The sequence below is a fragment of the Shewanella sp. MEBiC00475 genome, assembly GCF_005234075.1.
Lineage (GTDB): Bacteria > Pseudomonadota > Gammaproteobacteria > Enterobacterales > Shewanellaceae > Shewanella > Shewanella polaris.
In genome coordinates, this window is record NZ_CP039928.1 from 1487325 (window position 1) to 1512835 (window position 25511).

18 protein-coding genes are annotated in these 25511 nt (G+C 41.2%); 8 read left to right on the top strand and 10 right to left on the bottom strand.

Features of this window, described 5'->3' with window-relative positions:
* Positions 1-126: 126 nt before the first annotated feature.
* The gene (locus tag FCN25_RS06560; RefSeq protein ID WP_137223095.1) at positions 127-1470 is read right to left on the bottom strand and encodes a Na+/H+ antiporter NhaC family protein; all 1344 of its coding nucleotides are present in this window, start codon (positions 1468-1470) and stop codon (positions 127-129) included.
* Between the two features lie 408 nt (positions 1471-1878).
* Here FCN25_RS06560 and FCN25_RS06565 point away from each other — a divergent pair, with 408 nt between their 5' ends.
* Positions 1879-2169 carry a hypothetical protein gene (locus FCN25_RS06565; RefSeq protein ID WP_137223097.1) on the top strand — a complete coding sequence of 97 codons (291 nt, stop codon included), beginning with the start codon at positions 1879-1881 and terminating at the stop codon, positions 2167-2169.
* Between the two features lie 53 nt (positions 2170-2222).
* On the opposite strand, the gene putA is transcribed toward FCN25_RS06565, so the two are convergent.
* The 4 genes from putA to FCN25_RS06585 all read right to left on the bottom strand — a co-directional run bounded on the left by putA (position 2223) and on the right by FCN25_RS06585 (position 8521).
* On the bottom strand, positions 2223-5417 hold the full coding sequence (putA, locus tag FCN25_RS06570; RefSeq protein WP_175405834.1) for a bifunctional proline dehydrogenase/L-glutamate gamma-semialdehyde dehydrogenase PutA: 3195 nt from the start codon (positions 5415-5417) through the stop codon (positions 2223-2225).
* A 407-nt stretch (positions 5418-5824) separates the two neighbouring features.
* Complete coding sequence (locus tag FCN25_RS06575) at positions 5825-6406, bottom strand: TIGR04211 family SH3 domain-containing protein (protein WP_137223101.1); 582 nt, start codon at positions 6404-6406, stop codon at positions 5825-5827.
* 140 nt (positions 6407-6546) lie between these two features.
* Positions 6547-7815 carry an inorganic phosphate transporter gene (locus FCN25_RS06580; RefSeq protein ID WP_137223103.1) on the bottom strand — a complete coding sequence of 423 codons (1269 nt, stop codon included), beginning with the start codon at positions 7813-7815 and terminating at the stop codon, positions 6547-6549.
* A 25-nt stretch (positions 7816-7840) separates the two neighbouring features.
* Entirely contained in the window at positions 7841-8521 is a 681-nt protein-coding gene (locus FCN25_RS06585; RefSeq protein WP_137223105.1) for a TIGR00153 family protein, read from the bottom strand.
* Between the two features lie 236 nt (positions 8522-8757).
* On the opposite strand from FCN25_RS06585, the gene FCN25_RS06590 reads away from it, so the two are divergent.
* Positions 8758-10239: an inorganic triphosphatase gene (locus FCN25_RS06590; protein WP_137223107.1), complete on the top strand. Its 1482-nt coding sequence runs from the start codon at positions 8758-8760 to the stop codon at positions 10237-10239.
* A 156-nt stretch (positions 10240-10395) separates the two neighbouring features.
* Here the strand turns inward: FCN25_RS06590 and katB are convergent, their stop codons facing one another.
* From katB to FCN25_RS06620, 5 genes are all read right to left on the bottom strand, one after another.
* Positions 10396-11856 (bottom strand): catalase KatB, encoded by a 1461-nt coding sequence (gene katB / locus FCN25_RS06595; protein WP_137223109.1) that lies wholly within the window; start codon positions 11854-11856, stop codon positions 10396-10398.
* A 262-nt stretch (positions 11857-12118) separates the two neighbouring features.
* On the bottom strand, positions 12119-12361 hold the full coding sequence (locus FCN25_RS06600; RefSeq protein WP_137223111.1) for a YgjV family protein: 243 nt from the start codon (positions 12359-12361) through the stop codon (positions 12119-12121).
* A gap of 219 nt (positions 12362-12580) precedes the next feature.
* Complete coding sequence (locus tag FCN25_RS06605; RefSeq protein ID WP_137223113.1) at positions 12581-13018, bottom strand: PaaI family thioesterase; 438 nt, start codon at positions 13016-13018, stop codon at positions 12581-12583.
* 791 nt (positions 13019-13809) lie between these two features.
* Positions 13810-14478, bottom strand: coding sequence for a response regulator transcription factor (locus tag FCN25_RS06615; RefSeq protein ID WP_137223117.1), 669 nt, complete (start codon positions 14476-14478; stop codon positions 13810-13812).
* Between the two features lie 473 nt (positions 14479-14951).
* Entirely contained in the window at positions 14952-15572 is a 621-nt protein-coding gene (locus FCN25_RS06620; protein ID WP_137223119.1) for a DUF2238 domain-containing protein, read from the bottom strand.
* Between the two features lie 187 nt (positions 15573-15759).
* On the opposite strand from FCN25_RS06620, the gene serA reads away from it, so the two are divergent.
* The 6 genes from serA to napA all read left to right on the top strand — a co-directional run bounded on the left by serA (position 15760) and on the right by napA (position 25491).
* The gene (gene serA, locus FCN25_RS06625; protein WP_137223121.1) at positions 15760-16989 is read left to right on the top strand and encodes a phosphoglycerate dehydrogenase; all 1230 of its coding nucleotides are present in this window, start codon (positions 15760-15762) and stop codon (positions 16987-16989) included.
* A 165-nt stretch (positions 16990-17154) separates the two neighbouring features.
* A complete protein-coding gene (gene ygfZ, locus FCN25_RS06630; protein ID WP_137223123.1) occupies positions 17155-18117 on the top strand; it encodes a tRNA-modifying protein YgfZ in 963 nt (320 codons plus the stop codon).
* Positions 18118-18251: 134 nt separating this feature from the next.
* On the top strand, positions 18252-18956 hold the full coding sequence (locus FCN25_RS06635; RefSeq protein ID WP_137223125.1) for an ABC transporter ATP-binding protein: 705 nt from the start codon (positions 18252-18254) through the stop codon (positions 18954-18956).
* 3 nt (positions 18957-18959) lie between these two features.
* A complete protein-coding gene (locus tag FCN25_RS06640; protein ID WP_137223127.1) occupies positions 18960-21548 on the top strand; it encodes an ABC transporter permease in 2589 nt (862 codons plus the stop codon).
* On the top strand, positions 21545-22681 hold the full coding sequence (locus tag FCN25_RS06645) for a lipocalin-like domain-containing protein (RefSeq protein ID WP_137223129.1): 1137 nt from the start codon (positions 21545-21547) through the stop codon (positions 22679-22681). The genes FCN25_RS06640 and FCN25_RS06645 overlap by 4 nt, the downstream gene beginning before the upstream one ends.
* Positions 22682-23007: 326 nt before the next feature.
* Positions 23008-25491: a nitrate reductase catalytic subunit NapA gene (gene napA / locus FCN25_RS06650; protein WP_137223131.1), complete on the top strand. Its 2484-nt coding sequence runs from the start codon at positions 23008-23010 to the stop codon at positions 25489-25491.
* Positions 25492-25511: the final 20 nt, after the last annotated feature.

The window sequence follows — 25511 nt, forward strand, 5'->3', positions numbered from 1 at the left end:
AACCACAATGCCCAATCATGAATGACAGGGTATTGTGGTAATAGACTATGGTTCAAATATCACTCATTAACTTTATTCGTTTCAACGTAAAAGTGAATAAGTTATTTACGCTTCGTCACATAAGCGTTACACACGTTTTCGAAAGATTACAATGGTCACAGCCGTTACGGCTAAAATCATACAGTACCAAGCATTTGACACTGCGGTTAACGGGCTAATGGTAAACACAGATGCGATTAATAATGCTTGGGCACCGTGTGGAATTAATCCCTGAATGATACACGCAAAAATATCAAGAATACTCGCAGCTCGTTTTGGTGGTACACCGTGTTTTTCGGCTAATTCTTTGGCGATATCACCCGTGACCACTATCGAGACAGTATTGTTAGCCACACATGTATTGGTCGCGGCAACAATGGCTGCCATACCTAGCTCCGCAGCACGGGTTGATGCTTCACCATTGGCTTTTGAAAAACGTTTAATTAAACGCTCTATCTGGTTACTCACAAAGGTTAACCCACCTTGTTGCTGCATTAATGCTGCTAAACCGCCCACCAACATCGACAGAATAAAAATCTCCTGCATATTAGTAAAGCCTGTATAAATGTCATTCCCAAATTGAATAAAGCTGTAGTCAGAACTCAGCACACCTGTCATTCCTGCGAGCACTATCCCTAATGACAACACCACAAATACATTTAACCCTGCCACCGCTAATACTAAAATGGTTAAATACGGTAAGACTTTTAGTATTTCAATATCCTGAGCAGCAATATCTGCATGCCCTTGACCAGCAAACGAGAAAGCAATCAAGGTCAAGATCGATGCCGGAATAGCAAACACTAAGTTCTCACGAAATTTATCTTTCATTTCACAACCTTGAGTACGGGTTGCCGCAATCGTAGTATCGGAAATAATCGATAAATTATCTCCAAATAATGCGCCAGACATTACCGCTCCGGCCATTAATGCGTAGTCAATTTGTGCTTGGTCAGCCACACCTAACGCCACAGGTGCAACTGCGGCTATCGTGCCCATTGATGTACCCATTGAAGTCGCGATAAAAGCGGCTATCACAAAGAAACCGGGTAATAATAAATTAGATGGAATAAATGACAAACCGAGTCCGACTGTGGCATCAACACCACCAGTGGCCTTAGCCACTGCAGCAAATGCGCCCGCCAATAAATAAATTAAACACATAGCAATAATATTGCTGTGGCCAATACCTTCAATAAATGTTTCTATCGCATTATTGATGTGTTGTTTGGACAACAACACAGCCAACACAATGGCCGGTAAAATAGCAATCACACTAGGTAATTGATAAAACGCATAATCAACATCTTGGCTTTGAAAGTATAAACCAGCGCCAATAAATAATCCTAAAAACAAAAATAATGGCAACAATGCCACAAACGATGCAGGGCTGTTTACTGCTGTCGGAACCGGTGAAGTAGCTTTGGTCAAAGTGATCTCTCTTTATCTTATCGAATAGGGATTGTCGGATGGAAAAAGCGAGTACAACTCAATCTCGATCATCGGTGGTTATCTAACAATGCATTGAGCATAGCCAAATATTGCAGTTACATCATAACAATTTGTGCCAAGAATAAGAGAACTCTTCACCACTGTCAACACAGACGTCTAGACTTCTTTGCTTCCGGAGTGATTTTTATTCTAAAACTTGAAAACTGCTACAAACAGTTTACATAAGTATCGACTTAACGCCATTTTTACAGCTAAAAATTGATTTGTATTAATATGAACCTATGGCCGATTTGCTATTGTAATAAGTGTTCACCGATCCCTCTCATGACCCTAAATCATTAAGCTTTTTTTGATAATGATAAGCTCAATTGTTACTCGAGGTGAAATATGAAACATAAACCCGACAGGATCTGTGCGATGAAACAACTCATTGCCCAAGCCAAACAGGCCTTTCCTTTAGACTCACCAGATATCTTTCGTTGTGGGTCCGGTAACAGTTGCGTGGGTTGTCCTAAAAAATTATTGGACTTGGTCGATTCGGAACTCAGCTATTGGGAAGCGGCTATCGCACAAGGTGTGATCCCCTCTTTAGGTGACATCAGTCGTTTTGGTAAATTATGCAAAAATGTCAGTCGAGGATTAACACGCAATAATATCCAGCTAAATTCATTTCATTAGTGGTATAAAAAAGCCCACACAAGTTGGGCTTAAGAAGATAAAAACAAATGACGTTACTCGTCAGCATCACCTAACGACAACAAGGTAGCATTACCACCAATAGCAGTAATGTTATTTGTGCGCGTTTTTTCGGTCACAAAACGAGTTAAATAATGTGGACCACCCGCTTTAGGTCCCGTACCTGATAACCCTTGACCACCAAATGGCTGTACGCCAACCACTGCACCAATTTGATTTCGATTAATATACACGTTACCCACATTGACTTTATCAGCAAGCGACAACGCATGCCCTTCATTACGACTATGAATACCTAAGGTTAAACCGAATCCAGTGCTATTGATTTCATCAATAACCTTGCCTAAGTCAGCCGCTTTATAACGGATAACATGCAAAATAGGGCCAAAATGCTCTTTTTCTAACATCTTTATCGAATTGATCTCTACCGCTGTTGGTGCGACAAAATGCCCCTTTTCAGTGCCCGCAGGTAACTCAAGCTTATTGATGAGTTTACCGACTTGGCAGATATGATCGATATGTCCATTTAAGTTCGCTTTGGCAGTGGCATCAATTACAGGGCCTACATCGGTTTTAACCGAACTAGGATTGCCAATCACTAATTGCTCCATAGCACCTTTCATGACTTCAATCACTCGATCTGCTATATCTTCTTGTAAGAACAATACTCGCAGTGCCGAACAACGTTGCCCAGCGCTGGTAAACGATGAAGAAACCACATCGTTTACCACTTGTTCTGGTTGTGATGTTGAATCAACCACCATGGCATTTTGACCACCGGTTTCCGCGATTAATGGAATAATTGCGCCATCACGGTTTGCCAAAGTGCGATTAATCAATTTAGCGGTACCGGTCGAGCCGGTAAAGCACACACCACCAATACGTTCATCAGCGGTGATTGCAGAACCAACAACAGCACCAGTGCCGGGTAAAAACTGTAATACATCGGTAGGAATACCGGCTTCATGTGCCAGTTGCACTGCACGATAACCCACTAAACAAGTTTGCTCTGCAGGCTTTGCAATAACGGTATTACCTGCAGCAAGTGCTGCTGAAACTTGACCGAGGAAAATCGCTAATGGGAAGTTCCATGGACTAATACACACAAAAATGCCGCGCCCTTGTAAAAATAACTCGTTTAACTCGCCTGTTGGGCCAGGAAGCAATTCTGGTTGAGCCATCATTTTCTTAGCTTGTACGGCATAATAGCGACAAAAATCTACCGCTTCACGCACTTCATCAATACCGTCTTGAATACTTTTACCCGCTTCTCGAGTACATAACACAATCAGCTCTTCACGATTTTCTTCCAATAAATCAGCTAATTTCTGTAGTGCATTAGCACGAGTCTCAACAGGTGTGCGTGCCCAACCACCAAAAGCCGCATCTGCGCCGGCAATGGCTTGTTCAATAGCGTTTGCATCTGCAAAAGCCACTTTGCCTACTATTAATGACGTATCGTATGGACTAACAACGGTTTGCACTTCACCCGTTAAGGTTTTACCGTTTACTAATGGACCCGCTGTCCATTGAGTATCGCTAAATTTGTCTAATGCTGCAAAAAATGGCTCTGATTCAGAAATAATGTTCATGTTTAGTCCTTTAGAGTTCTTACGTTCTGCACCAAAAATATCAGCAGGTTGAGCAATTTGATGGTTAGCTAACGATTTATAACCGAGTAGCGTCACTAATGGGTGAATGACCAAACTGTCTATTGGCGTATTAGGGTCCACCAGTTTATGCACAAATGAGGTATTAGCACCGTTTTCAAGTAAGCGACGGACCAAATACGGCAGTAAATCTTTATGAGCACCAATGGGGGCATAAATACGCACCGCTTTAGCACCGCTTTCAGCAAGCATTGTGTCGTAAAGCTCTTGCCCCATGCCGTGTAAACGTTGGAATTCGTATAACCTGTCGCCGGCCATCGCATCAATACTGGCGACGGTCTGCGCATTATGGGTGGCAAATTGAGGATAAATAGCGCCACGAGTAATATCTGACAACAAATAACGTGCACAAGCCAAGTAAGACACATCAGTGCCCGCTTTGCGGGTATAAAGCGGGTAACCGGCTTCGCCAGCTTGTTGTGCCCATTTAAGCTCACTGTCCCAGTAAGCGCCTTTTACTAAGCGCAGTGGAATTTCATCACCTTGGTCTTTTGCAAGACGCGTCAACCAACACAACACAGGTAAACAACGCTTAGAATAAGCTTGCACCACAATGCCTAATAAGCCCCAGCCCTTAGCGGCTTCTGACTGATAAAGTTGCTTAAATAATTTCAGTGATAACTCAAGACGATCGACTTCTTCTGCATCGATGGAAATGCCGATATTGAGTTCACGCGCTTGTACAATTAACTTAATAACAGTGTCGTACAATTCGCTTAGTACGCGGTCCTCGTTAGCAACTTCATAACGAGGATGCAGTGCAGATAACTTGATTGAAATAGTCGGTCTTGGCGAATCAGAGTCATCATATTGTTGGGCACCAATATCGCGAATAGCTTCGCTGTAATCCATAAAGTATTTTTGCGCATCGTTGGCGGTTAATGCAGCTTCACCTAACATGTCATAGCTGTGGGTATAACCTAGCTTGCGTTTAGCGTCGCTATTTTTAAGCCCTTCTTTAACATCGCGCCCTAACACAAACTGTTTACCCATAATCTTCATGGCCGCAAGCATCGCTTGTCGGATCATAGGTTCGCCGACGCGATTAACCAGACGTTTAAGCAAGTTGCTTGGCGTACCGTCAACGTTACGATCTAATTTTACAATTCGACCTGTTAACATTAATCCCCATGTCGAGGCATTAACCAGAAGTGAACCACTATGATTAAGATGTTCATCCCATTTAGCACCAGACAGCTTATCTTGAATAAGCGCATCCGCGGTTTCAGCATCAGGAATACGCAGCAAGGCTTCAGCCAAGCACATTAAAATAATGCCTTCTTTCGTTTCTAAGCTGTATTGCTGCAAAAATGCATCAATACCCACCATAAGACCTTTTTTCTCAAACTGACGAACTTTGCTCACAAGCTCATGGGCACGACGAGTCACTTGTTCAATATCTTGTTCTGACGAAGGCACAAGTTTAATTAATTCAGATAGGTATTGCTCTTCATCGACAATATAGTTGTTGGTCACTGCAGTAAACAGTTCTTCAAGAGTGGCATTGTCATAGCGACCGCCCAGTACTTCACTCGCTTTGAACATAGTTTTTACTTCCATCTAGGTCAGGTTAAGGATGGTTATTTTCGATGTTGAGTGGACACTGTATTCATCAATATTTTATTTTGTATACAATGTACGATCTGATTTTCGGCGATTATACCTTCAAAATGTGAGCTTGGACACCTTAGTCTAGACAATGCCATTAATCGTTTGATTAAGGTCACAGAATAGACTAAAGGTAACGTGCTAAAGCGTCTGTTATAAACCAAGAAAAATAACGGCTAAGTTAATGTTAAATAATACCTATTATGGATTTACAATTCTGTATAGACTTCATTTTTTTGATTCTGTAAAAAAGACAAAAAAAAAGGCCAACGTTTGAATAGTTGGCCTTTAAACGATCATTATTAATGACATAAGTCATGTCATTTTATCCGCGAAAATTTTCACTGTGAGTAGAGATATTACATCCAGCGACTTTTCTTACGACGCTGTGGTCTAGGTAAATACACCAATACAATACCAATCAAAGCGCCAATACCTGCAATTAATCCACCTTGCTGCCACATCTCATAACGTTGGTTATCAGCTACTTGTTGCACTTTTGACTTGGCGTCATCTCGCTCTTTAATCGCTTTTGCTAATGCCGCTTTTAACTCCGACACCTTTTGATTCGCCAGCGTTAAATATTCTTCGGTATTGTCAGTATTTTGAGTAATGTTATTTAATTGCTCATTAGCTTGTTTTAGTTGTGCTTCCATCTCAGGAAAACGTTCACGAAAACTAGGCTGATCTGAAACTAAACTGGTTAATACCCAGCCTTCACGACCTTTATGGTCAATGATTTGAGTAAAATCACCTTCGGTATTATCCAATAACGTGATCGGTTGACCTGCTTCAACACTACCGATAATGCGAAACTCGGTACCCGGTCCACCGTGAATATAGGTAAACACATCATCCGAAATAAAACGCGTTGGCGCTTCAGCAGCAAACACACCTATTGACACGAGTATAAATATAAAGATTGAAAGAACTCTAAACACTGTATTTATCCAAACTCAGAAAACTTATTGTCATGCTATTTATTAAATGCTCCGAATGCAAGAAGGAAGTCATATGACTTCCTTCTTAAATGCATTTAACGTTCACATTTTTACGATAACTTCATTACATCTTAGTTAAATTAACTAAAAATATTTTTGATAATGAAGAAGAACAAAATTGATAATGCCGCACCAGCGGGTAGCGTAACAACCCAAGACACAACGATATTACGTACAACACCAATATTAATTGCTGCAATTCCACGGGCCATCCCCACACCCAACACAGCACCGACTAAGGTTTGTGTTGTCGAGATAGGCAAACCAGTACCAGAAGCAATAACCACAGTCGATGCGGCAGCTAATTCAGCAGCAAAACCTCGGCTTGGGGTTAAATGAGTAATGTTTTTACCAATAGTTTGCATTACACGCTGACCAAAGATAGCCAGACCTAACACAATACCGACAGCACCAAGTGGTAAAATCCACCAGGCCAAAACAGCCTTCGCACCAATAATTCCGCCACTTTCAACCACAGAAACCACTGCAGCTAAAGGACCAATCGCGTTAGCAACGTCGTTTGAACCATGGGCAAATGCCATACAGCACGCAGTTACCACCATTAAAATAGCAAATACTTTTTCAACATTACCGTATTGGGTTTTTAGGTCAGATTTGTCGCTCATTTTTAATCGACTAATCGCTATTTTACCTAGTATACCGACTACGGCCGCCACTGCTGTAGCTAACAGATAACCTTCTAGAGCTGAAAAATGTATGCCAACATGCTTTAAGCCTTTGGTAATCGTCACTAGTGACATCACAAAGCCTGCTAATGCCATGTAAAAAGGCACATAACGTTTAGCGCTCGCTAACGGATCATCGGTATTAAAAATGAGCTTTTGAACACTTTGAAAAATGATAAAAGCAATAAAACCCGAAATAGCAGGTGTAACAACCCAAGAGCCAATAATACCGCCAACTTTCCCCCATTCAACAGCATCGGCACTAACTCCTACAGCGGCAAAACCAACAATAGCACCGATAATTGAATGGGTTGTTGAAACCGGCCAACCTAATGCAGACGCTACCACTAACCAAATACCAGCAGCGAGTAACGAACCAATCATGCCGTATACCAACAATTCTGGCGAATCAACAAAATAACTCGCGTCTATAATACCTTTTCGAATCGTACTCGTGACTTCACCACCGGCTAAAAAAGCACCGGAGAACTCAAAGATCATTGCAATAATAATCGCTTGTTTAATGGTAATGGCATTAGAACCCACAGAGGTCCCCATTGCATTGGCAACGTCGTTTGCACCAATTCCCCATGCCATCAAAAATCCAAATGCAGCCGCTATCATAATAAGTATAGGGCCGTTGGTGACTAATACATCAACCATGTTGTTTCCTTGAAAACTTTTGTGATTAGTTACGAGCTAGCATTAGCTCTAGGCGGGAACCGACACACTCAGCAAGATCTGCTAAACCTCCAACCCACTCGATAATTTTATACATGAACATGACATCTATCGGATTTAATTCAGATTCTAATGCGTACAATTGTCGACGCAATTGAATTTGTAAATCGTCAGAATCACCTTCGATAAGATCTAATTCAGTGATCATATTGGCAACTAGCTTAACTTCACGACCACGGAAACCTGTTTCGAGTAAATCATCAAGTTCGTTAATCGCTCGTTTAGCTAAAGACACTGCATCTAAACAACGCTTTAAATAAGCACCAAAGGCATCTTGCATAGGTTGAGGAAGTACTAATTGACGGCCGATAATTCGACCAGAGATGTCTTTTGCCTTATTGGCAATTTTGTCTTGTTGAGTTAATAACTCAAGCAAGTCAGTACGTTCAACGGGCATGAATAACCCACCAGGAAGTGTCAGGCGAATTTCACGTTTAAGTGAATCCGCTTCATTTTCCAGCAAACTAATTTGTTTGCGTATTTTGATCGCTTCATCCCAGTCGCCTGAATTGGTTGCGTCAAAAAAAGGAACAAGAAGTACTGCGCACTCATGTACTTTGTCGATATGCTGTTCTAAAGGTTTAAGAGGTGATTTTGCAAACACACCTAAAATAGAGTTTACTGGCATTGCCGTTTACCTATTTAATTAATTCCAGTTTGGAAAAAGCGGGCGCATGTTAACCCAAGCGTCCACATAATGAAACTGTGTTTTTTAATTTCGCACGACAGTTTCTCTGTTATCGTTGCTCAGTATATATGATGCGAGCGACGCTATCCTAAGAGATTTTTATTACAGCAATGTGACATTGTGAAGATAATATGACGCATTAGTGAATATTTAATGACAAGGCAAACATAAAGTCAATGGACGCAGAAATAGAGTTAAAACTATTCATTCAATCACAACATCATGATTTATTGAAAAAAGTATTGAATAACTACCCTAATTCGACCCCGCAAGGTCAGAAGAAACTCACCAATGGATATTTCGATACCGATGATTTACAACTGCGCCGTTGGGATATGGGATTAAGAGTAAGAGGATTCGATAATCAGCTCGAACAGACTATAAAAACAGCAGGTAGAGTTGTTGGCGGGATCCATTCACGCCCAGAATATAATGTCAGTATTGATCATAAAACACCGAACTTGTCACTTTTCCCTAAAGAAATTTGGCCAATAGGCAATGATCTGGAAAGTGTATCGACATCGTTAGCGTGTATTTTTGAAACTAATTTTCAACGTCAAACTTGGCATATTTTTATCAACGATAGTCTTATTGAAGTTGCATTAGATGTTGGTGAAATCATTGCTCAGGATAGAGTTGATCCTATATGCGAACTCGAATTTGAACTACTTGCTGGTGATACTTCTGCGTTGTTAATACTTGCTACAGAAGTGGCTAAATCTGTACCGTTGCGCCTAGGAAAAGCCAGTAAAGCACAGCGTGGGTATCAACTGGCAGGTAAGTCACAACCCGTCCGCATCGAAAATATTGATTATATCGCACTGTCTAAAGATAATAATTTAGCGCAAACATTTAGCACGATATTAGAAACTGCTCTTGAACGTTGGCAATTAATAGAAAATAACTTAACAACGGCAACGGATTTACAACAACAATCAATGCTATGGGGAAAATTACGTCGTTGCGTGCGCTTACTTAGGCTGACGCTAGATCAATTTGGATTACTCAATCAACACATTAGCCCATTATTTGATAAGCTTGAGCACGCACTACAATTCGTTGGCCCACTGCAAAGTTGTAGTTTATTGTTACGAGACGACGGCAATCAGCTTGGCAACATCAATAATAAGTCTCTCGTTTGCCAACAACTACAAAACCACATCAACTCAATGTCTATATCAACTCAACTAGGCGACATATGGCAACAACCTGAGTATGGTCAATTACAATTAGCCTTAGTCGACTTACTATTACGCACAGAAAATGGCCAACTTCAATGGCATGATTATCCTGAATTGAGCCTATTTGCCAACCAGTTGCAACAAGCCTCTTGGAAACGTATTGGTAAGTCAATGCCCATAACATCTGAAATGAACAGCGTAGATTACCAATATGTTGCAGAAGCTCTGGATGAAAGTATTTTAGTGGGGTTTGCTTATGGAGAAATGTATCAAGCTAAAAAGCGTGAGACTTTTCGGGCACCTTGGCAAGATTTAGCATTAGGGATTAGCACACTGTCTGCTTATAAAATATTAAAGACTCTTGATGAGCAGCATCAACTTAATATTGAGGCTTGGTTAGACAACAAAGAAACCAGTCTATTATTTGCCATGGAACACTCACGTAAAAGTGCCTTAAAAGCCCCGATTTATTGGTAAATATAAACGCTAAAGCACTAGCAAATTAAACGCTGTTACATCTACAAATGATTGATATAAAAACAGGAAGATAATGATTATCTTCCTGTTTTTTTTAATAACCCAATCTATAACGTTAACGCATAAACTGGCGGTTATGTTTTAGCAAAACAACTATTATTTGGCTAACGCCTGCTTCACACGTCGACCGTAATCAACATCCGCTTTAGTGAAGTGATCAACCATTTTTTGTTGAACATCTAGGGTCGTCTGACTTAGCGAACCCACAATTGTTTCTACTAAACGATTTTTCTCATCGTCACTAAAAATACGATAAAGATTACCCGCTTGAGTATAATCATCTTGGTTATAGCGACTATACCGTGCAGCTTCACCTTCTAAACGTAATGGCGGCTCGGCGAAATCACCGACTTCGGTTAATGGTGCCTGAGTATTTGGACCATAATTCACACTCGCATCACCACCAGTTTGGCTACCTTGGTAAGGACACTGTGTTCCTGCCATTGCCCCCGCACGTTGATGATGATTAGCTTTCGCGGCATGTGGGCAGTTTACTGGTAACTGATTATAATTAGTTCCAATACGATAACGCTGCGCATCAGCATAAGAAAACAAGCGAGCTTGCAACATTTTGTCTGGCGATGCCCCTACTCCTGGCACTAAGTTACTCGGGGCTAATGCGACTTGCTCCACTTCAGCAAAGTAATTTTGTGGTAATCGATTTAATTCCAGTACACCCACTTCAATCAATGGATAATCACTGTGCGGCCATACTTTGGTCAAATCAAACGGATTAATGGCGTAAGTATTGGCATCTGCTTCTGGCATAATTTGTACATTCACAGTCCAACGTGGGAAATTAGCATCAGTAATAGCGGCTACCATGTCACGTTGTGATGAATCAGGATCGATCCCTTTAAGTATATCCGCTTGTTCGCCAGTTAAATTCACTACGCCTTGCTGTGACTTAAAGTGGAACTTAACCCAAAAACGTTCGCCTTTGGCATTCCAGAACGAAAACGTATGCGAACCATAACCGTGCATTTGTCTATAGTTAGCCGGTATACCACGGTCAGACATCAAAATAGTCACCTGATGCATCGACTCAGGATTTAGCGACCAAAAGTCCCACATCGCTTGTGGATCTTTTACATTGGTTTGTGGGTGACGTTTTTGAGTATGAATAAAATCAGGAAACTTAATACCATCACGGATAAAGAATGTTGGCGTGTTATTACCGACAATATCATGGTTACCACGAGCAGTATAAAAACGTAATCCAAAACCACGTGGGTCACGCTCTGCATCAGCGGAGCCCATTTCGCCCCCTACCGTAGAGAAGCGTATAAACGTTTCTGTTTGTTTGCCTACGCCATTAAAATGATCTGCTATGGTAAATTCACTTAAATCTTTAGTTAGTGTAAATGTACCGTATACGCCAGTTCCTTTAGCATGAACCACGCGTTCAGGAATGCGTTCACGATTAAAGTGAGCCAGCTTTTCAATTAAATGCCAATCTTGTAAAAGCAGAGGACCACGTTCACCAGCCGAGATTGAATTTTGATCATCTGCTACTGGGGCGCCATTTTGGCTGGTTAAATAATTACCTTGATTCATTTGTTGCTCCTATGCGCGGTCTTCTAACCACTGCTCAATTAAGTCGTAAACTGTTGCCATGATGATTTTCCTCACTCAATTCATCACTCGATGGAGACATAATAGAAGCTCTGTTCAATTATTAAAAACGATTAAAATAGATAACAACAACCTAAAAAAGCGATACTAAATCTTATCAGTAATTGGAAAAACAGATTACGAGTAGACGCAGACAATAAAAAAGCCAAAATTTTCATTTTGGCTTTTTTAATAAACGGATTAATTACTCTGGTGGTGAGGGCGGATCACGATATAACTTAACCAAATAATAAGCATCAATTAACACAATAAAAAAGTTAACCAGTGCCACTGGAATAGCATCAATAGCCAAACCATAAGCCACAAACAACCCAGCACCAAGTAAGTTCCACCAGCGTAGTTTCTTTATGTTGGACATCATCAGCGAAATTGCTACAACCACAGAGGCTAAATACCCTACCCATTCCCAGATGTTGATACTATCCATGGATTTTCCTTATATTGATATGCTACATCCAATGCAAGCGAGTAACGTCGTTAAGCAAAACCAATTAATAGGAGACATAACTTTTTACTTAACGTATCTATAGACATATTCGAACGGACTAAATAAATACTTCGCCTTACATAGTACAAAATCAACAAGGTAAAAACGTTACTCTATCATTGATTATAAGGCTTATTTATTTCTAGTATCCATTATAGTTTATCGCTCAACCACTGCTGCAGTCATACGTGAAATACAACATAACTCACCAGCACTATTACGGATCAAAATTTCCCAAACCGAACTGCGTTTTCCTAAGTGCACTGGTTTAGCCGTTGCCGTTAACTCACCATTTCGCGATGCTTTTAAATGATTGGCGTTGATTTCTTGGCCTACACAATAGTAACGGTTAAAGTCGACCACAAAGTTAGCGGCATAACTGGCTACGGTTTCCGCTAAAGCGACGTTTGCACCGCCGTGAACTATCCCTAGTGGATTATGTACAGCTGGGTTAGCAGGCATGGTAGCAACCATATAATCATCACCAATTTCGGTAATCTTAATCCCTAATGTTTGCATTAAGGTGCCCTTTCCGTGCATCCCAGCATCTAAGCGAGCACAATCTTCTAAAGTGACAGTGTTAAACCAAATACTCATTATTAATATCCATCTTTATTATAGTTAGTCATCTCAGTGTACTAATTAGCTTAAGCTTTTAAAAGCTATACCAATCCTATTAAATATGTGCTATTCAGCTGGAGTTCAAAGTGCTGTAGGCAAAGCAGATGATTGAAGCGAATAGTGATTCTCGGTAACAAGCTCCTGCGTTACTCTACCTCCAGCATCTGACCGCCATGGAGGGTGGGAATGTCGTATTTTTTATGGAAAAAATAGACCATGCAGTCGTATTTTGAAAACATCTAACGAAGCATACAGGACTTTGAAACCCGCCAGAATGGAGTCTCTCAGGTATTCCACTTCGGTGTTGCATCGATTTAAAAGGGAACAACCATTTCTACATCAATGCGCCTTGAATTGAAAAACCTGAGAGACTCTGAACTGACCAGATATTTAATGAGATTGGTATTAGGGTCTGTTGATCTTTCAAGGTTGGTTTTGCAGCGAATTGTTGTTCATTTGTACAAGGCAGAGACTTTGTGGTGTAGTTATTCTACACAAAAAGTCGATAACGCAGTAAAAATGACCAACAAACGCTGCCCGTAGGGTTCGGCTAAAAACATTTTACTCTTTGTTGAGTCACTCTTCGTTAAGTAAAAGTAGCTTAGATTGCTAGGCAGCAATCCACTCGCCTCGATTAAAACGTTTTTATCTCGAACAAAATTCAACCAGCAAAGAGCAACAGACCCTAAACACTTGTGATTAGATTAACCGCTTAAAAAAAGGAGCCTAAGCTCCTAATGTCATTATTGGATAAAATATCCAACATGCTAATTCACTAATTCACAATGAGTTTGATAAGTTTGTGCCCATCGCAATAATTCTACGCGATTACGAGACTCTGTTTTACGGAAAATAGAGGAAATATGGGCTTTCACAGTATGTTCACTAATACACAAACGTTGAGCAATTTCTTTATTGCGTGCGCCACTGGAAACAAGTTGAATAATAGTACGCTCTCTGGTGGTGAGTTTTTGGAGAATAGCGACGGTATCGGTGGAAATGTCAATATTAGTGTCTAATTGTTGAATCAAACGTCTAAAAATTTTACTGATTAAAGGACGGTCATACCACAATTCGTCGGAAACCATTTTACGTAAACCCGTCAGCATTAAGTCCATGCGTTGATCACTGTACAATAAACCACGCACGCCTAAAAGCAGCGCTGATTCTTGGTCAAGTGACCCACGTTCAACTTGGTATAAGGCAACTGGGACATGTACCACTAAACGCGATACCAATAATGGAATACCCTTATTATCTAGGGCTGCACCTTTTTGTGAGACAAAATAAAAATTATTGGATTTTTTGTCTAGTTCAAGATCTGCGGCATGTTTAACGATTCGGGTTTTTAATCCGATAGATTCAGCCAAAATAGCTAAATGGCAAGGTGCAGCGATTTGGTGTACGAACACCAATTCATCAATATTTGAACTCATCACTCTTCTCCCTGAAAAGTACTTTCTTGCCCAACATACCTTGAGCACATCCTAAAGTTACCTACTACGTACACAAAAACTTGTTTCTAGCTTTAAAGCATTAGCTAATGCAGATAATGTACTTTTTGTTATTATATTTAGAGCGCTTTATTTGGATATTTATGATGCTCTTAATATCGTGAAGTCAATATCTGCATAAATGAACATGGCGATAAATCACTTCTCAATAACAGTTTTTATTATAAAAACTATTTTATACTGCAAGCATAGTAAAAATTTGCTAGTTGTTATGACTATTTTATCAGTCTAAAGTATTAATAGTAAATTTGACTGACGTTAAATAGACTTTATGACTAGCTTAAGACTGATAAGCTCATACTCTCTACTCGCTCAAACAATTATCTATAAAAACAACAATTCTATACAAACAAAAAATAGTCGAACTTATAACAACACAAGTTCAACCATTAACATCAAACGGAACTTTGCTTAATCAGCATTTTGGCCGCTATTTGCTTATTATGTAACGACGACAGCAAAAATACCCCACAGATCCCACCAATCAATGCTAAAAACATATCAGATTGAGTATCCCAAACATACCCTTGAGTGCCCAAAAACGCCTCAGCATTTTCGCCAGTAGCAATGGCTACCCACCATTCAACTAATTCATAAAAAGCAGAGAATGCCAACACAAAACATACCGATAAAAACTGACACCAAGCACCGATTTGTATTACTTGCTTACGGATAAAAATTTCTCGAGCCAATATAACAGGTACAAAACCTTGGGCAAAATGCCCTAATTTATCATAATTATTTCTATCACTGCCCATCACTTGTGCCAGCCAATCAAACAATGGCACTTCCGCATAGGTGTACCGAGCGCCCACAAATAGCACACAGCAATGCACTAAAATAAGTACATAGGCTAAGGTGGTCAGAGGAAAGCTTTTACGACTAAAAAACAATATTGGTAAGGCGATTAATGCGGGAATAGCTTCCAACCACCAAGTAAACATATCCTTTGGATTACTGACCGACCATACCAACACTAATAGATAAACCACGCACCATAACATCTTGTTATTCAATATAAATCCCTCATTTGTGATATTGTTCTAAATTTAGAATATTAACTTTAGCCATCTAGCCCTCCACAAGCGCTTAAAAAAGTGCTACTTTGATAATGCTTCGCAAGTCCGCATTTATATCATAACTATTGGCTAATGCATTAGTATTAGCATAAGTATCATTTAATGATAAGAGGGTACCCATATCATGGCGAAACACTCGCTTGACAAGGATAAGATCAAAATCCTGCTGTTGGAAGGCGTCCACCAAACTGCGGTTGATGTACTAGAACGAGCAGGTTATACCAACATTGAATATCATAAAGCCTCTTTAGGTGAAGATGCTTTACTTGCATCAATTAAAGATGCTCACTTTGTTGGATTACGTTCCCGTTCTCAAATTACTGCAGAAGTACTACATCATGCAGAAAAGCTGGTTGCCATCGGCTGTTTTTGTATCGGTACCAACCAAGTCGATTTAGCTACTGCTGAAAAATTGGGTATTCCGGTATTCAACGCGCCCTTCTCTAATACTCGAAGTGTTGCTGAATTGGTTATTGGTGAAATCATTATGCTAATGCGTGGCATTCCACAGCGTAATGCTATCTCGCATCGTGGCGGTTGGTTAAAAAGCGCAAATGGCAGTGTTGAAGTGCGTGGTAAAACTTTGGGTGTGATCGGTTATGGTCACATCGGCACTCAGCTGGGTATTTTGGCTGAAACCTTAGGTATGAGAGTGATTTTCTTTGATATTGAAGACAAATTGCCGCTAGGTAATGCTTCTCAAATTCATTCTATGGACGAGTTATTGTCTCAAGCAGATGTCGTCAGTCTGCATGTGCCGGAAACACCACAAACTAAAGATATGTTTGCTAAGGCTCAATTTGCCCAAATGCGTCAAGGCAGCTTTTTTATCAATGCCTCACGCGGTACCGTAGTCGATATTGAAGACTTAGCCCAAGCGCTAAAATCTGAACATCTTGCAGGTGCAGCGATTGATGTGTTCCCCGTTGAACCTAAATCGAATGATGATGAGTTTATTACACCATTACGTGGTTTAGACAATGTGTTGCTTACGCCACATATTGGTGGCAGTACAGCAGAAGCCCAACAAAATATCGGGATTGAAGTTGCAGGCAAGCTGGTAAAATACTCTGACAATGGTTCTACTTTGTCAGCCGTTAATTTCCCAGAAGTGTCTTTAGCACAACATAGCGGTACATCACGCTTATTGCACATTCACCAAAACCGTCCTGGTGTGTTGATCAAAATCAACCAAGCATTTTCAGAGAAACACATTAACATTGCCGCTCAATATCTACAGACCACTGCAGAGATTGGTTATGTGGTAATGGAAGTCGATTCTGATCAAGCTGAAGAAGCATTAGTTGAATTAAAATCCATTGAAGGCACCATCCGTGCGCGGGTATTGTTTTAAGTTGGCTGAGTAAACAATTAATTCGAATTAATGATGTTATTTAAAAAGCTATCTTGTTCACAAGGTAGCTTTTTTCTTGGTTTTAAAACCGCCCCCCCTGTTGAGCTTTCTATTAATCCGTTACACTCCAAACTATACCGTCTTATTCTCACGTTAGGGATAGTTATGACCATTTCAGTAAACCAACCAGATTGGGATTTCATCGCCACGTCTCCTGCATTAGTGCTATCTAGTTTGACTCATATGGGATTAATTGAAATCACCGGCGAGCAAGGCCGCAGCTTTATTCATGGCCAAGTCACCACAGACATCAGTTCATTAACTGCTGACCAATGGAAATGGGGCGCACATTGTGATCCTAAAGGTAAAATGCTTGCCAGTTTCCGTACATTTTCAATAGGCGATAGCCTATTTATGTTATTGCCAAAAAGTACCTTAAGCCTAGATTTACCTCAGTTACAAAAATACGCTGTATTTAGTAAAGCTGAGCTAGCGGATGTCAGCAATGATTATCAAATCATCGGCATTGCAGGAACAGAAGCCCAAGCCTTTGTTACCGAACATTTTGGTGATGTATCACAAGCGCTCAATCTTGTAGATCAAGGTGTGATTATTCGTGATGATGAGCGTTTTATTGCCATTATTCACAATGCGGCAGCAGAAACCATCATCAGCCAGTCTGGACAAACGTTGTTTGATGCCAGCACATGGCAAGCATTAGAAATTAATGCCGGCTATCCAAACATCGATGCGGCTCATTCTGGTCAGTACGTGCCACAAATGTGTAATCTGCAAGCCATTAATGGCATTAGCTTTACCAAGGGCTGTTACATGGGCCAAGAAACAATTGCTCGAATGAAATATCGCGGTGGCAATAAACGTGCACTGTATATTTTGTCTGGCACCACCAGCAAAACTATCAGCACTGACACACAATTAGAAATTGCCCTTGAAGACGGTTTCCGCCGTGGTGGTAAGATTATTGAGTGCGTCCAATATGGCGATAAAGTACTCCTTACAGCTGTACTGCCTAATGATACTGAAAATGGCGCTCAACTACGTGTTGCCGAAGATGAAAGTTCACAGTTATCAATTATTGAATTACCTTATTCACTCATTGATGAGTAATTAATTCACTGTTTTACTTTAATTAAGCGAGCCATTGGTTCGCTTTTTTTATTTTTGAACAAAAACCACTTATATCGCGTATATTATTGATAACATTATTCAGTTAAGTCAGTTTATTAAAAGATGGAGCGACTATGACAAGCATCGTCACCTTAGAGAACATCAGTAAAGGGTTTCGTGATGGTGAGTCATTTCATCCAGTACTACAACAAGTAAACCTTACCCTGCAGCAAGGTCAAACGATTGCACTCACAGGCCCTAGTGGCAGCGGGAAAAGTACTTTACTTAATATCATTGGTGGCTTTGAAACCATCGACAGTGGCGACATGTTGATCCGCCAAGGTGATAGCATGCGCTCGGTATCGCAATGGCAAGATAAACAGTGGAGCCAATATCGACGTCAGTCACTTGGGGTGGTATTTCAACAATTTAACTTACTTACACCATTAAATGTCCGTGACAACATTCAATTTTCACTCGCGTTAAATCAATTAACTTGGAGCACTTGGTGTGATGAATTATGCCACCAGCTCGGATTAACTGCATTACTCGACCGTAACGTTGAAAACCTCTCAGGCGGGCAACAACAAAGAGTGGCGATTGCCAGGGCATTAGCCCATAAACCGCAGTTAATTTTGGCAGATGAACCCACAGGTAATCTCGACCAACACGCTGGCATGCAGGTGATGCAATTACTCACAGACTTAGCCCAGCAAGCTAATTGTTGTATCTTAATGGTCACCCATAGCGAGCAATGCGCAGCGTTTATGCAACACCGTTGGCATGTTGAAAACCAACAGATAGTCGTTAACCCTATCGACAAAAAGCTGCAGGGTTAGAGCATGATGACCGATTCATCATCGTACTTCTCATCAATAAAGCGCTTAAGTTTATGCTTACGTTTATTCGCCAGTCATTACCGGCATGCACCGCTACAAGCCAGTGCCATTTTGTTAGGCATTATGCTGGCGGTAACATTATTGATTGGTGTTTATGCAACCAATGAAAATGCCAAACAAAGCTATGGCAATGTATCAGAGTTACTCAGTCAACAAGCACGCTTATCCATTAGCCACAGTACACAAAGCAGTATTGATGAATCAGTTTACTTTGTATTAGCTAACGCAGGCTTCAATACTATTGCCAGCATTGAAGGCATCGCAACCGACGAACAAGGCAGGCTATGGCGAGTTAATAGTAGCGATATTATTGCGGCAATCAGCAGTCGTAAGCAGCAAGATAATGACTCAAACTCATCGTATTCCTCTACCAAAATAACGTCGACTAATATTCCACTTGCCGAGTTAATCGGCGGTAAGCCTAAGGTATTGATGTCGACAAGCCAACGCGATCGCATTAGTAACGTCACCAATCAATCGAATAGCATAACCTTAAATGGCATGCCCCTTGAAATCATTGTCATCGATGATAGTTGGGGGCTGGGCTCGGCTTTGTTGGCTGACATATCACTAGCCCAACCCTTGCTTAATATGCAAGGGAAGCTAAGTTACATTGCCGTTTTTGGCTCTAGCTCCGCAGATACGGTTGAATCCGATGAGCAGTTTATCGCTCGGTTAACCGATACCCTAACTCAAGCTGGCATTGATACCAGCAAACTGAATTTCACTACTCAAACTCGTGAAGGTGAATCACTAACCGCCCTAACAGCCAGCTTTCACCTTAATCTTGATGCCATGAGCATGTTAGCCTTTGTGGTTGGATTATTTATTGCTTACAACGGGGTACGCTACAGCTTAATGAAGCGTCAAAAACTGCTGGTGCAAATCATGCAGCAAGGACTCGATAGGCACACGGTGATGCTTGCCTTAAGCCTTGAAATACTCATCTTAGTGTTTGTGGGTTGTGTATTGGGCTTTATTGTTGGTTTGCAGTTGTCGCAGTGGTTGCAACCTATGGTCGCGATAACACTTGAACAGCTTTATGGGGCTAAGCTATTACCTGGTATCTGGCAATGGCAATGGTTTGTTCAGGCGCTTGTATTGACCTTGTCAGCAGCCTTCGCAGCTTGCATTCCGATGTTGTTCAGCCTTATAAACACCCCATTAGCCCAAGGGGCTCAAAAACAGCCGCAAAACCAACGATTCAATATTATCCATTGGCGACAATTTGTTATCGCAGCGCTGCTATTATTGATCTGTACTGTCGCATTTGCCTTTACCGAGGAATATCGCCATAGCTTAGTGTTATTGGGTATTCTTTCAGTCGCTATTCCATTGCTATTACCACAATGTCTACATTGGGCGGTAAACGTACTCAGCCCATTGATGCCTAAAGGACTTTGGCAATATGTGATAGCCGAAACCAAAGAAATCATTGCCCCGCTCGCCCTTGCTATGATGGCCATGTTGTTAGCGTTGTGTGCCAATATTGCCATGAATACCCTAGTCGGTAGCTTTGAAATCACCTTGAAAAAATGGCTCGATGCCCGTTTACATGCCGATTTATACATTAGACCCAACCCTAATCAAATCGATGCGCTAACTATTTTATTAAAGCAAGATCCCAAGGTTGAAGCCATTTATGATCAATGGACTATAGATAGCCACCTTAATCGCATTACAACACCGCAAACACAAGTGCCCATTCACCTTGTTAGTCGTGACCATTTGTCGCTAACTGAAACAACCGTCTTTAAAATAACGGCCGATGATTTTTGGCCAACATTCACGTCTGGTGAAAGCGTAATGATCAGTGAACCATTATCGATAAAATACCAACTCGATATAGGCGACAAGGTTCAACTATCACAATTTGACCAACACCATTTAACCATTGGCGCTATTTATTACGATTACGGTAACCCTCAAGGCGAAGCCATTATTACTCAATCGTTATGGCAGCAATATAAGTTACCCGCCAAACCTATTAGTTTAGCGGTATCCTACCAAGGGGATATCACGTCACTACAAAACAACATTAGCCAGAAAATCAATTTGTCTTCCGCTTATATGTACAGCCAGCAGCGGATTAAAACGGAAGCGATTAACATATTTAATAAGACATTCTCAATCACTGTCGTGCTTAATAGCTTAACGTTACTGGTAGCGGCCATAGGTTTGTTCAGTGCCTGCATGATGTTGACACAAGCTCGACAAGCCCCTTTGGCACGCTTATATGCCTTAGGCGTCAGCCGTAATCAATTACGTTTAATGGTATTAGTACAAATGTTATTTATCGTGCTATTAACCTGCTTGGTTGCTTTACCCACTGGCGCATTACTTGGCTATTTATTAATTCATAAAGTCACATTACAGGCATTTGGGTGGAGTATCGCTATGGTGTGGGATTGGGGCGCATATTTTCAAGTGGTGATGATTACGGTAGTGAGTTGCTTATTCGCCGTGTGTTTGCCCTTATATTGGCAAACTCGAAAACCATTAATATCGAGCTTACAACAGGAAGCACTATGATCTCTTTTACATTCAAAAAGGTGCTCAGTTTCAGCGTGGTGGCTTTTATCCTGACGACCTTAGTATCAGCTTGTTCGCCGCCACAAGCGCTTGGTAAAAAACAGTCAACCATTAGCAGTATGTCAACAGGCTCTTCCGATGGTTATAGCAAGGTTATGGAAGGTAAAACGCTTCAATTTCCACAAGATCATTTAGCCCACGATGACTTTAAAATTGAGTGGTGGTATTTAACCGCTAATTTAACGACATCAACGGGTGAAGATGTTGGCGTGCAGTGGACTCAATTTAGGATTGCGCTTTCACCGCCAACAAACGCTCAAGCTCCCGCCAAAAACAGCTGGGCAACTAATCAGCTTTATATGGCCCATGCGGCTGTGACTACTAAAAGTGAACACTTACTTGCTGAAAAATGGTCACGCGCGAAGCTACAACTTGCCGGCGTAGACCCCCAGCCATTCCAAGTACATTTACAAAACTGGCAATGGTTAAGCCAATCAGACAAGCTGTTTCCTGCCACATTGAAAGTAGTGGGTGAACAATTTAGTTATCAACTTCAGCTTAATAGCCAACAACCGCTGCAATTACAAGGCAAACAAGGCTATAGCAGTAAAAGTGCAGATAAAAGCGTGGCGTCTTATTACTACAGCCAACCTTTTATTGATGTTTCGGGGGATATAACCCGTCACGGTATTACCGAACATGTCACTGGTAAAGCTTGGCTAGACCGAGAGTGGAGCTCACAATTTTTGACCAAAGCCCAACAAGGCTGGGACTGGTTTTCGCTGCGTTTAGACGATAATTCAACACTTATGATGTTTAGGCTGCGCGGAGCAACAAATCAGGATCACTTTTACAGTGGCAGAAGAATGTTTGCCGATGGCAGTGGCCGCAATATCAACAGTAAAGATAACCCTAATGATATATCCATGGAGCCAACCCAATGGCAACAAACCGCATTAGGCAAACATCCTATCGCTTGGCGTTTACGTATTAACAGCGAAGGGGTAGATGTAACAACTCAAGCACTGAATCCAAACAGTGACATGCTGGTATCAACCGCATATTGGGAAGGCCCAATTACCATTAAGGGCAGCCACCAAGGACAAGGTTATATGGAGCTAACGGGATATTAACCATACCTACAAAGATCCATCATTAATCAACATAACCAATCAATGATTCAATCTAGGTTAACCATATAGCCTAGATAGGTTTTCAATAAATAGAAAATCACACACTTCAGGCATAACATGCTTTACAAGCAACTTCTAAAACAGCATTTACCTAATTGTTAAAATGAGATTTATATCACATGGAAAAATGTGACCTTGCACAACTATTAATCACTATACCCATTCGGAGGTATACCCATGTTGATTGTAAGGACTAGACTCACTCTATCACGTCACCTCCAATGACTATCACGCACTAAGTAAACATTCTAAGAGTGAGGAACACCATGAGCATAAGCCGTCGCGAGTTTTTAAAAGCCAACGCCGCTGCCGCAGCAGCATCGGCAGTGGGTATCGCTATTCCCATCAACATAGTTCAAGCAGCAGAAGGCAAGAGCGATGTCACGTGGGATAAAGCCCCGTGTCGTTTTTGCGGTGTAGGCTGTAGCGTATTAGTGGGCACCAAAAATGGCAAAGTGATCGCTACTAAAGGCGATCCAGAAAGCCCTGTTAACAGAGGCTTGAATTGTATTAAAGGCTACTTCTTATCAAAAATCATGTATGGCAAAGACCGTTTAACCACGCCATTACTAAGAATGACAGATGGTAAGTATGATAAAGAAGGTGATTTCACTCCAGTAAGCTGGGATGTTGCTTTTGATACTATGGCCGAAAAATGGAAAGCCAGTATTGCTAAAAAAGGCCCTACTTCTGTCGGTATGTTTGGTTCTGGCCAATGGACAGTTTGGGAAGGTTATGCCGCGTCTAAACTTCACAAAGCGGGCTTTTTGACTAACAACATCGACCCTAACGCTCGCCATTGTATGGCATCTGCCGTGGGTGGATTTATGCGTACCTTTGGTATTGATGAACCAATGGGTTGTTATGATGACATCGAAGCCGGTGATAATTTTGTGCTTTGGGGCGCTAACATGGCAGAAATGCACCCAATCTTATGGGCTCGTTTAACTGACCGTCGTTTAAGCCATAAAGATGCACGTGTACATGTACTTTCTACCTATGAAAACCGCAGCTTTGATTTAGCTGATAACCCAATGGTTTTCAAGCCACAAACTGACCTTGTGATCCTAAACTTCATCGCTAACTACATTATTCAAAACGATGCAGTGAACAAAGACTTTGTCAGCAAACATACTAACTTTGCCTTAGGTGTTACCGACATTGGTTATGGTTTACGCCCAGAACATCCGCTAGAAAAGAAAGCTAAAAACTCTGGTAATGGTGGTTCTAAGCCAATTACCTTTGAAGAATATGCTAAGTTTGTCAGTACTTATACTGTTGAATACGCATCAGAAATGAGCGGTGTTGCAGTTGAAAACCTTATCACGCTAGCCAAAGTATATGCCGACCCTAAACAAAAAGTGATGAGTTTGTGGACTATGGGTATTAACCAACATACTCGTGGTGTATGGGCAAATAATATGCTCTACAACATCCACTTATTAACAGGGAAAATAGCCACCCCAGGCAATAGCCCGTTCTCTCTAACAGGTCAGCCATCAGCTTGTGGTACTGCACGTGAAGTGGGAACATTCTCACACCGTTTACCAGCAGATATGGTGGTTAAAAACCCTAAACATCGTGAAATTACCGAAAAACTTTGGCAAGTTCCAGCGGGTACTATTCCACCTAAACCTGGTTACCACGCGGTGCAACAGAGCCGTATGTTGAAAGATGGCAAGCTAAACTGTTACTGGACCATGTGTACCAATAACATGCAAGCAGGCCCAAATATCAATGATGAAATTTATCCAGGTTTCCGTAACCCAGAAAACTTTATCGTGGTATCAGATCCATATCCAACAGTAACCGCAATGGCTGCAGACTTAATTTTACCAACGGCAATGTGGGTAGAAAAAGAAGGTGCTTATGGTAACGCAGAACGTCGTACCCATTTTTGGCACCAGCAAGTCAAAGCACCTGAAGGGGCTACATCAGATTTATGGCAGCTAGTTGAGTTTTCAAAGCGCTTTAAAGTATCTGAAGTATGGCCTGCTGAACTAATTGCCAAGCAACCAGAAAATGCTGACAAAACACTTTACGATATCTTATTCGCCAACGGTGAAGTAAACAAATATCCTAAAGAACAGTGCAAAGGTGCATATAACGACGAAAGTGAACACTTTGGTTTTTATCTGCAAAAAGGTCTTTTTGAAGAATACGCTAAATTTGGTCGCGGCCATGGTCACGATTTAGACGCCTTCGATAACTACCATGAAAACCGCGGTAAACGCTGGCCTGTTATTGATGGTAAAGAAACCCTGCGTCGTTTTGTCGAAGGAAGTGATCCGTACGTAAAAGCGGGTGAAGGATTTAATTTCTACGGTAAGCCAGACGGTAGAGCGGTTATTTTCGCCCTCCCTTACGAGCCTGCTGCAGAAGAGCCAAACAAAGAATATGATCTTTGGATGTCAACGGGTCGAGTATTAGAGCACTGGCACACTGGCTCAATGACAGCTCGTGTACCTGAACTTCAACGCGCTTATTCTGACGCTCAAATCTTTATGCACCCAGAAGATGCAAAAGTACGAGGTTTACAACGTGGCGATGAAGTTGTCGTAGCGTCTCCTCGTGGTGAAGTTAAAACTCGTGTTGAAACCAAAGGCCGTAACAAGCCACCTAAAGGCGTAGTCTTTATGCCGTTTTTTGATGCGCGCCAACTAGTCAACAAGCTAATACTCGATGCTACTGATCCCTTGTCAAAAGAGACCGATTTTAAGAAGTGTCCAGTAAAAGTAATGAAGGCTTAATCAATACCCAAGTGCATAAA

What these genes read in the sequence shown, in the direction of transcription:
- FCN25_RS06565 (WP_137223097.1), top strand. Translation starts at nt 1,879, where the DNA reads ATGAAACATAAACCCGACAGGATCTGTGCGATGAAACAACTCATTGCC.
- putA (WP_175405834.1), bottom strand. Translation starts at nt 5,417, where the DNA reads ATGGAAGTAAAAACTATGTTCAAAGCGAGTGAAGTACTGGGCGGTCGC.
- FCN25_RS06580 (WP_137223103.1), bottom strand. Translation starts at nt 7,815, where the DNA reads ATGGTTGATGTATTAGTCACCAACGGCCCTATACTTATTATGATAGCG.
- FCN25_RS06585 (WP_137223105.1), bottom strand. Translation starts at nt 8,521, where the DNA reads ATGCCAGTAAACTCTATTTTAGGTGTGTTTGCAAAATCACCTCTTAAA.
- FCN25_RS06590 (WP_137223107.1), top strand. Translation starts at nt 8,758, where the DNA reads ATGGACGCAGAAATAGAGTTAAAACTATTCATTCAATCACAACATCAT.
- katB (WP_137223109.1), bottom strand. Translation starts at nt 11,856, where the DNA reads ATGAATCAAGGTAATTATTTAACCAGCCAAAATGGCGCCCCAGTAGCA.
- FCN25_RS06600 (WP_137223111.1), bottom strand. Translation starts at nt 12,361, where the DNA reads ATGGATAGTATCAACATCTGGGAATGGGTAGGGTATTTAGCCTCTGTG.
- FCN25_RS06605 (WP_137223113.1), bottom strand. Translation starts at nt 13,018, where the DNA reads ATGAGTATTTGGTTTAACACTGTCACTTTAGAAGATTGTGCTCGCTTA.
- FCN25_RS06615 (WP_137223117.1), bottom strand. Translation starts at nt 14,478, where the DNA reads ATGAGTTCAAATATTGATGAATTGGTGTTCGTACACCAAATCGCTGCA.
- serA (WP_137223121.1), top strand. Translation starts at nt 15,760, where the DNA reads ATGGCGAAACACTCGCTTGACAAGGATAAGATCAAAATCCTGCTGTTG.
- ygfZ (WP_137223123.1), top strand. Translation starts at nt 17,155, where the DNA reads ATGACCATTTCAGTAAACCAACCAGATTGGGATTTCATCGCCACGTCT.
- FCN25_RS06635 (WP_137223125.1), top strand. Translation starts at nt 18,252, where the DNA reads ATGACAAGCATCGTCACCTTAGAGAACATCAGTAAAGGGTTTCGTGAT.
- FCN25_RS06640 (WP_137223127.1), top strand. Translation starts at nt 18,960, where the DNA reads ATGATGACCGATTCATCATCGTACTTCTCATCAATAAAGCGCTTAAGT.
- FCN25_RS06645 (WP_137223129.1), top strand. Translation starts at nt 21,545, where the DNA reads ATGATCTCTTTTACATTCAAAAAGGTGCTCAGTTTCAGCGTGGTGGCT.
- napA (WP_137223131.1), top strand. Translation starts at nt 23,008, where the DNA reads ATGAGCATAAGCCGTCGCGAGTTTTTAAAAGCCAACGCCGCTGCCGCA.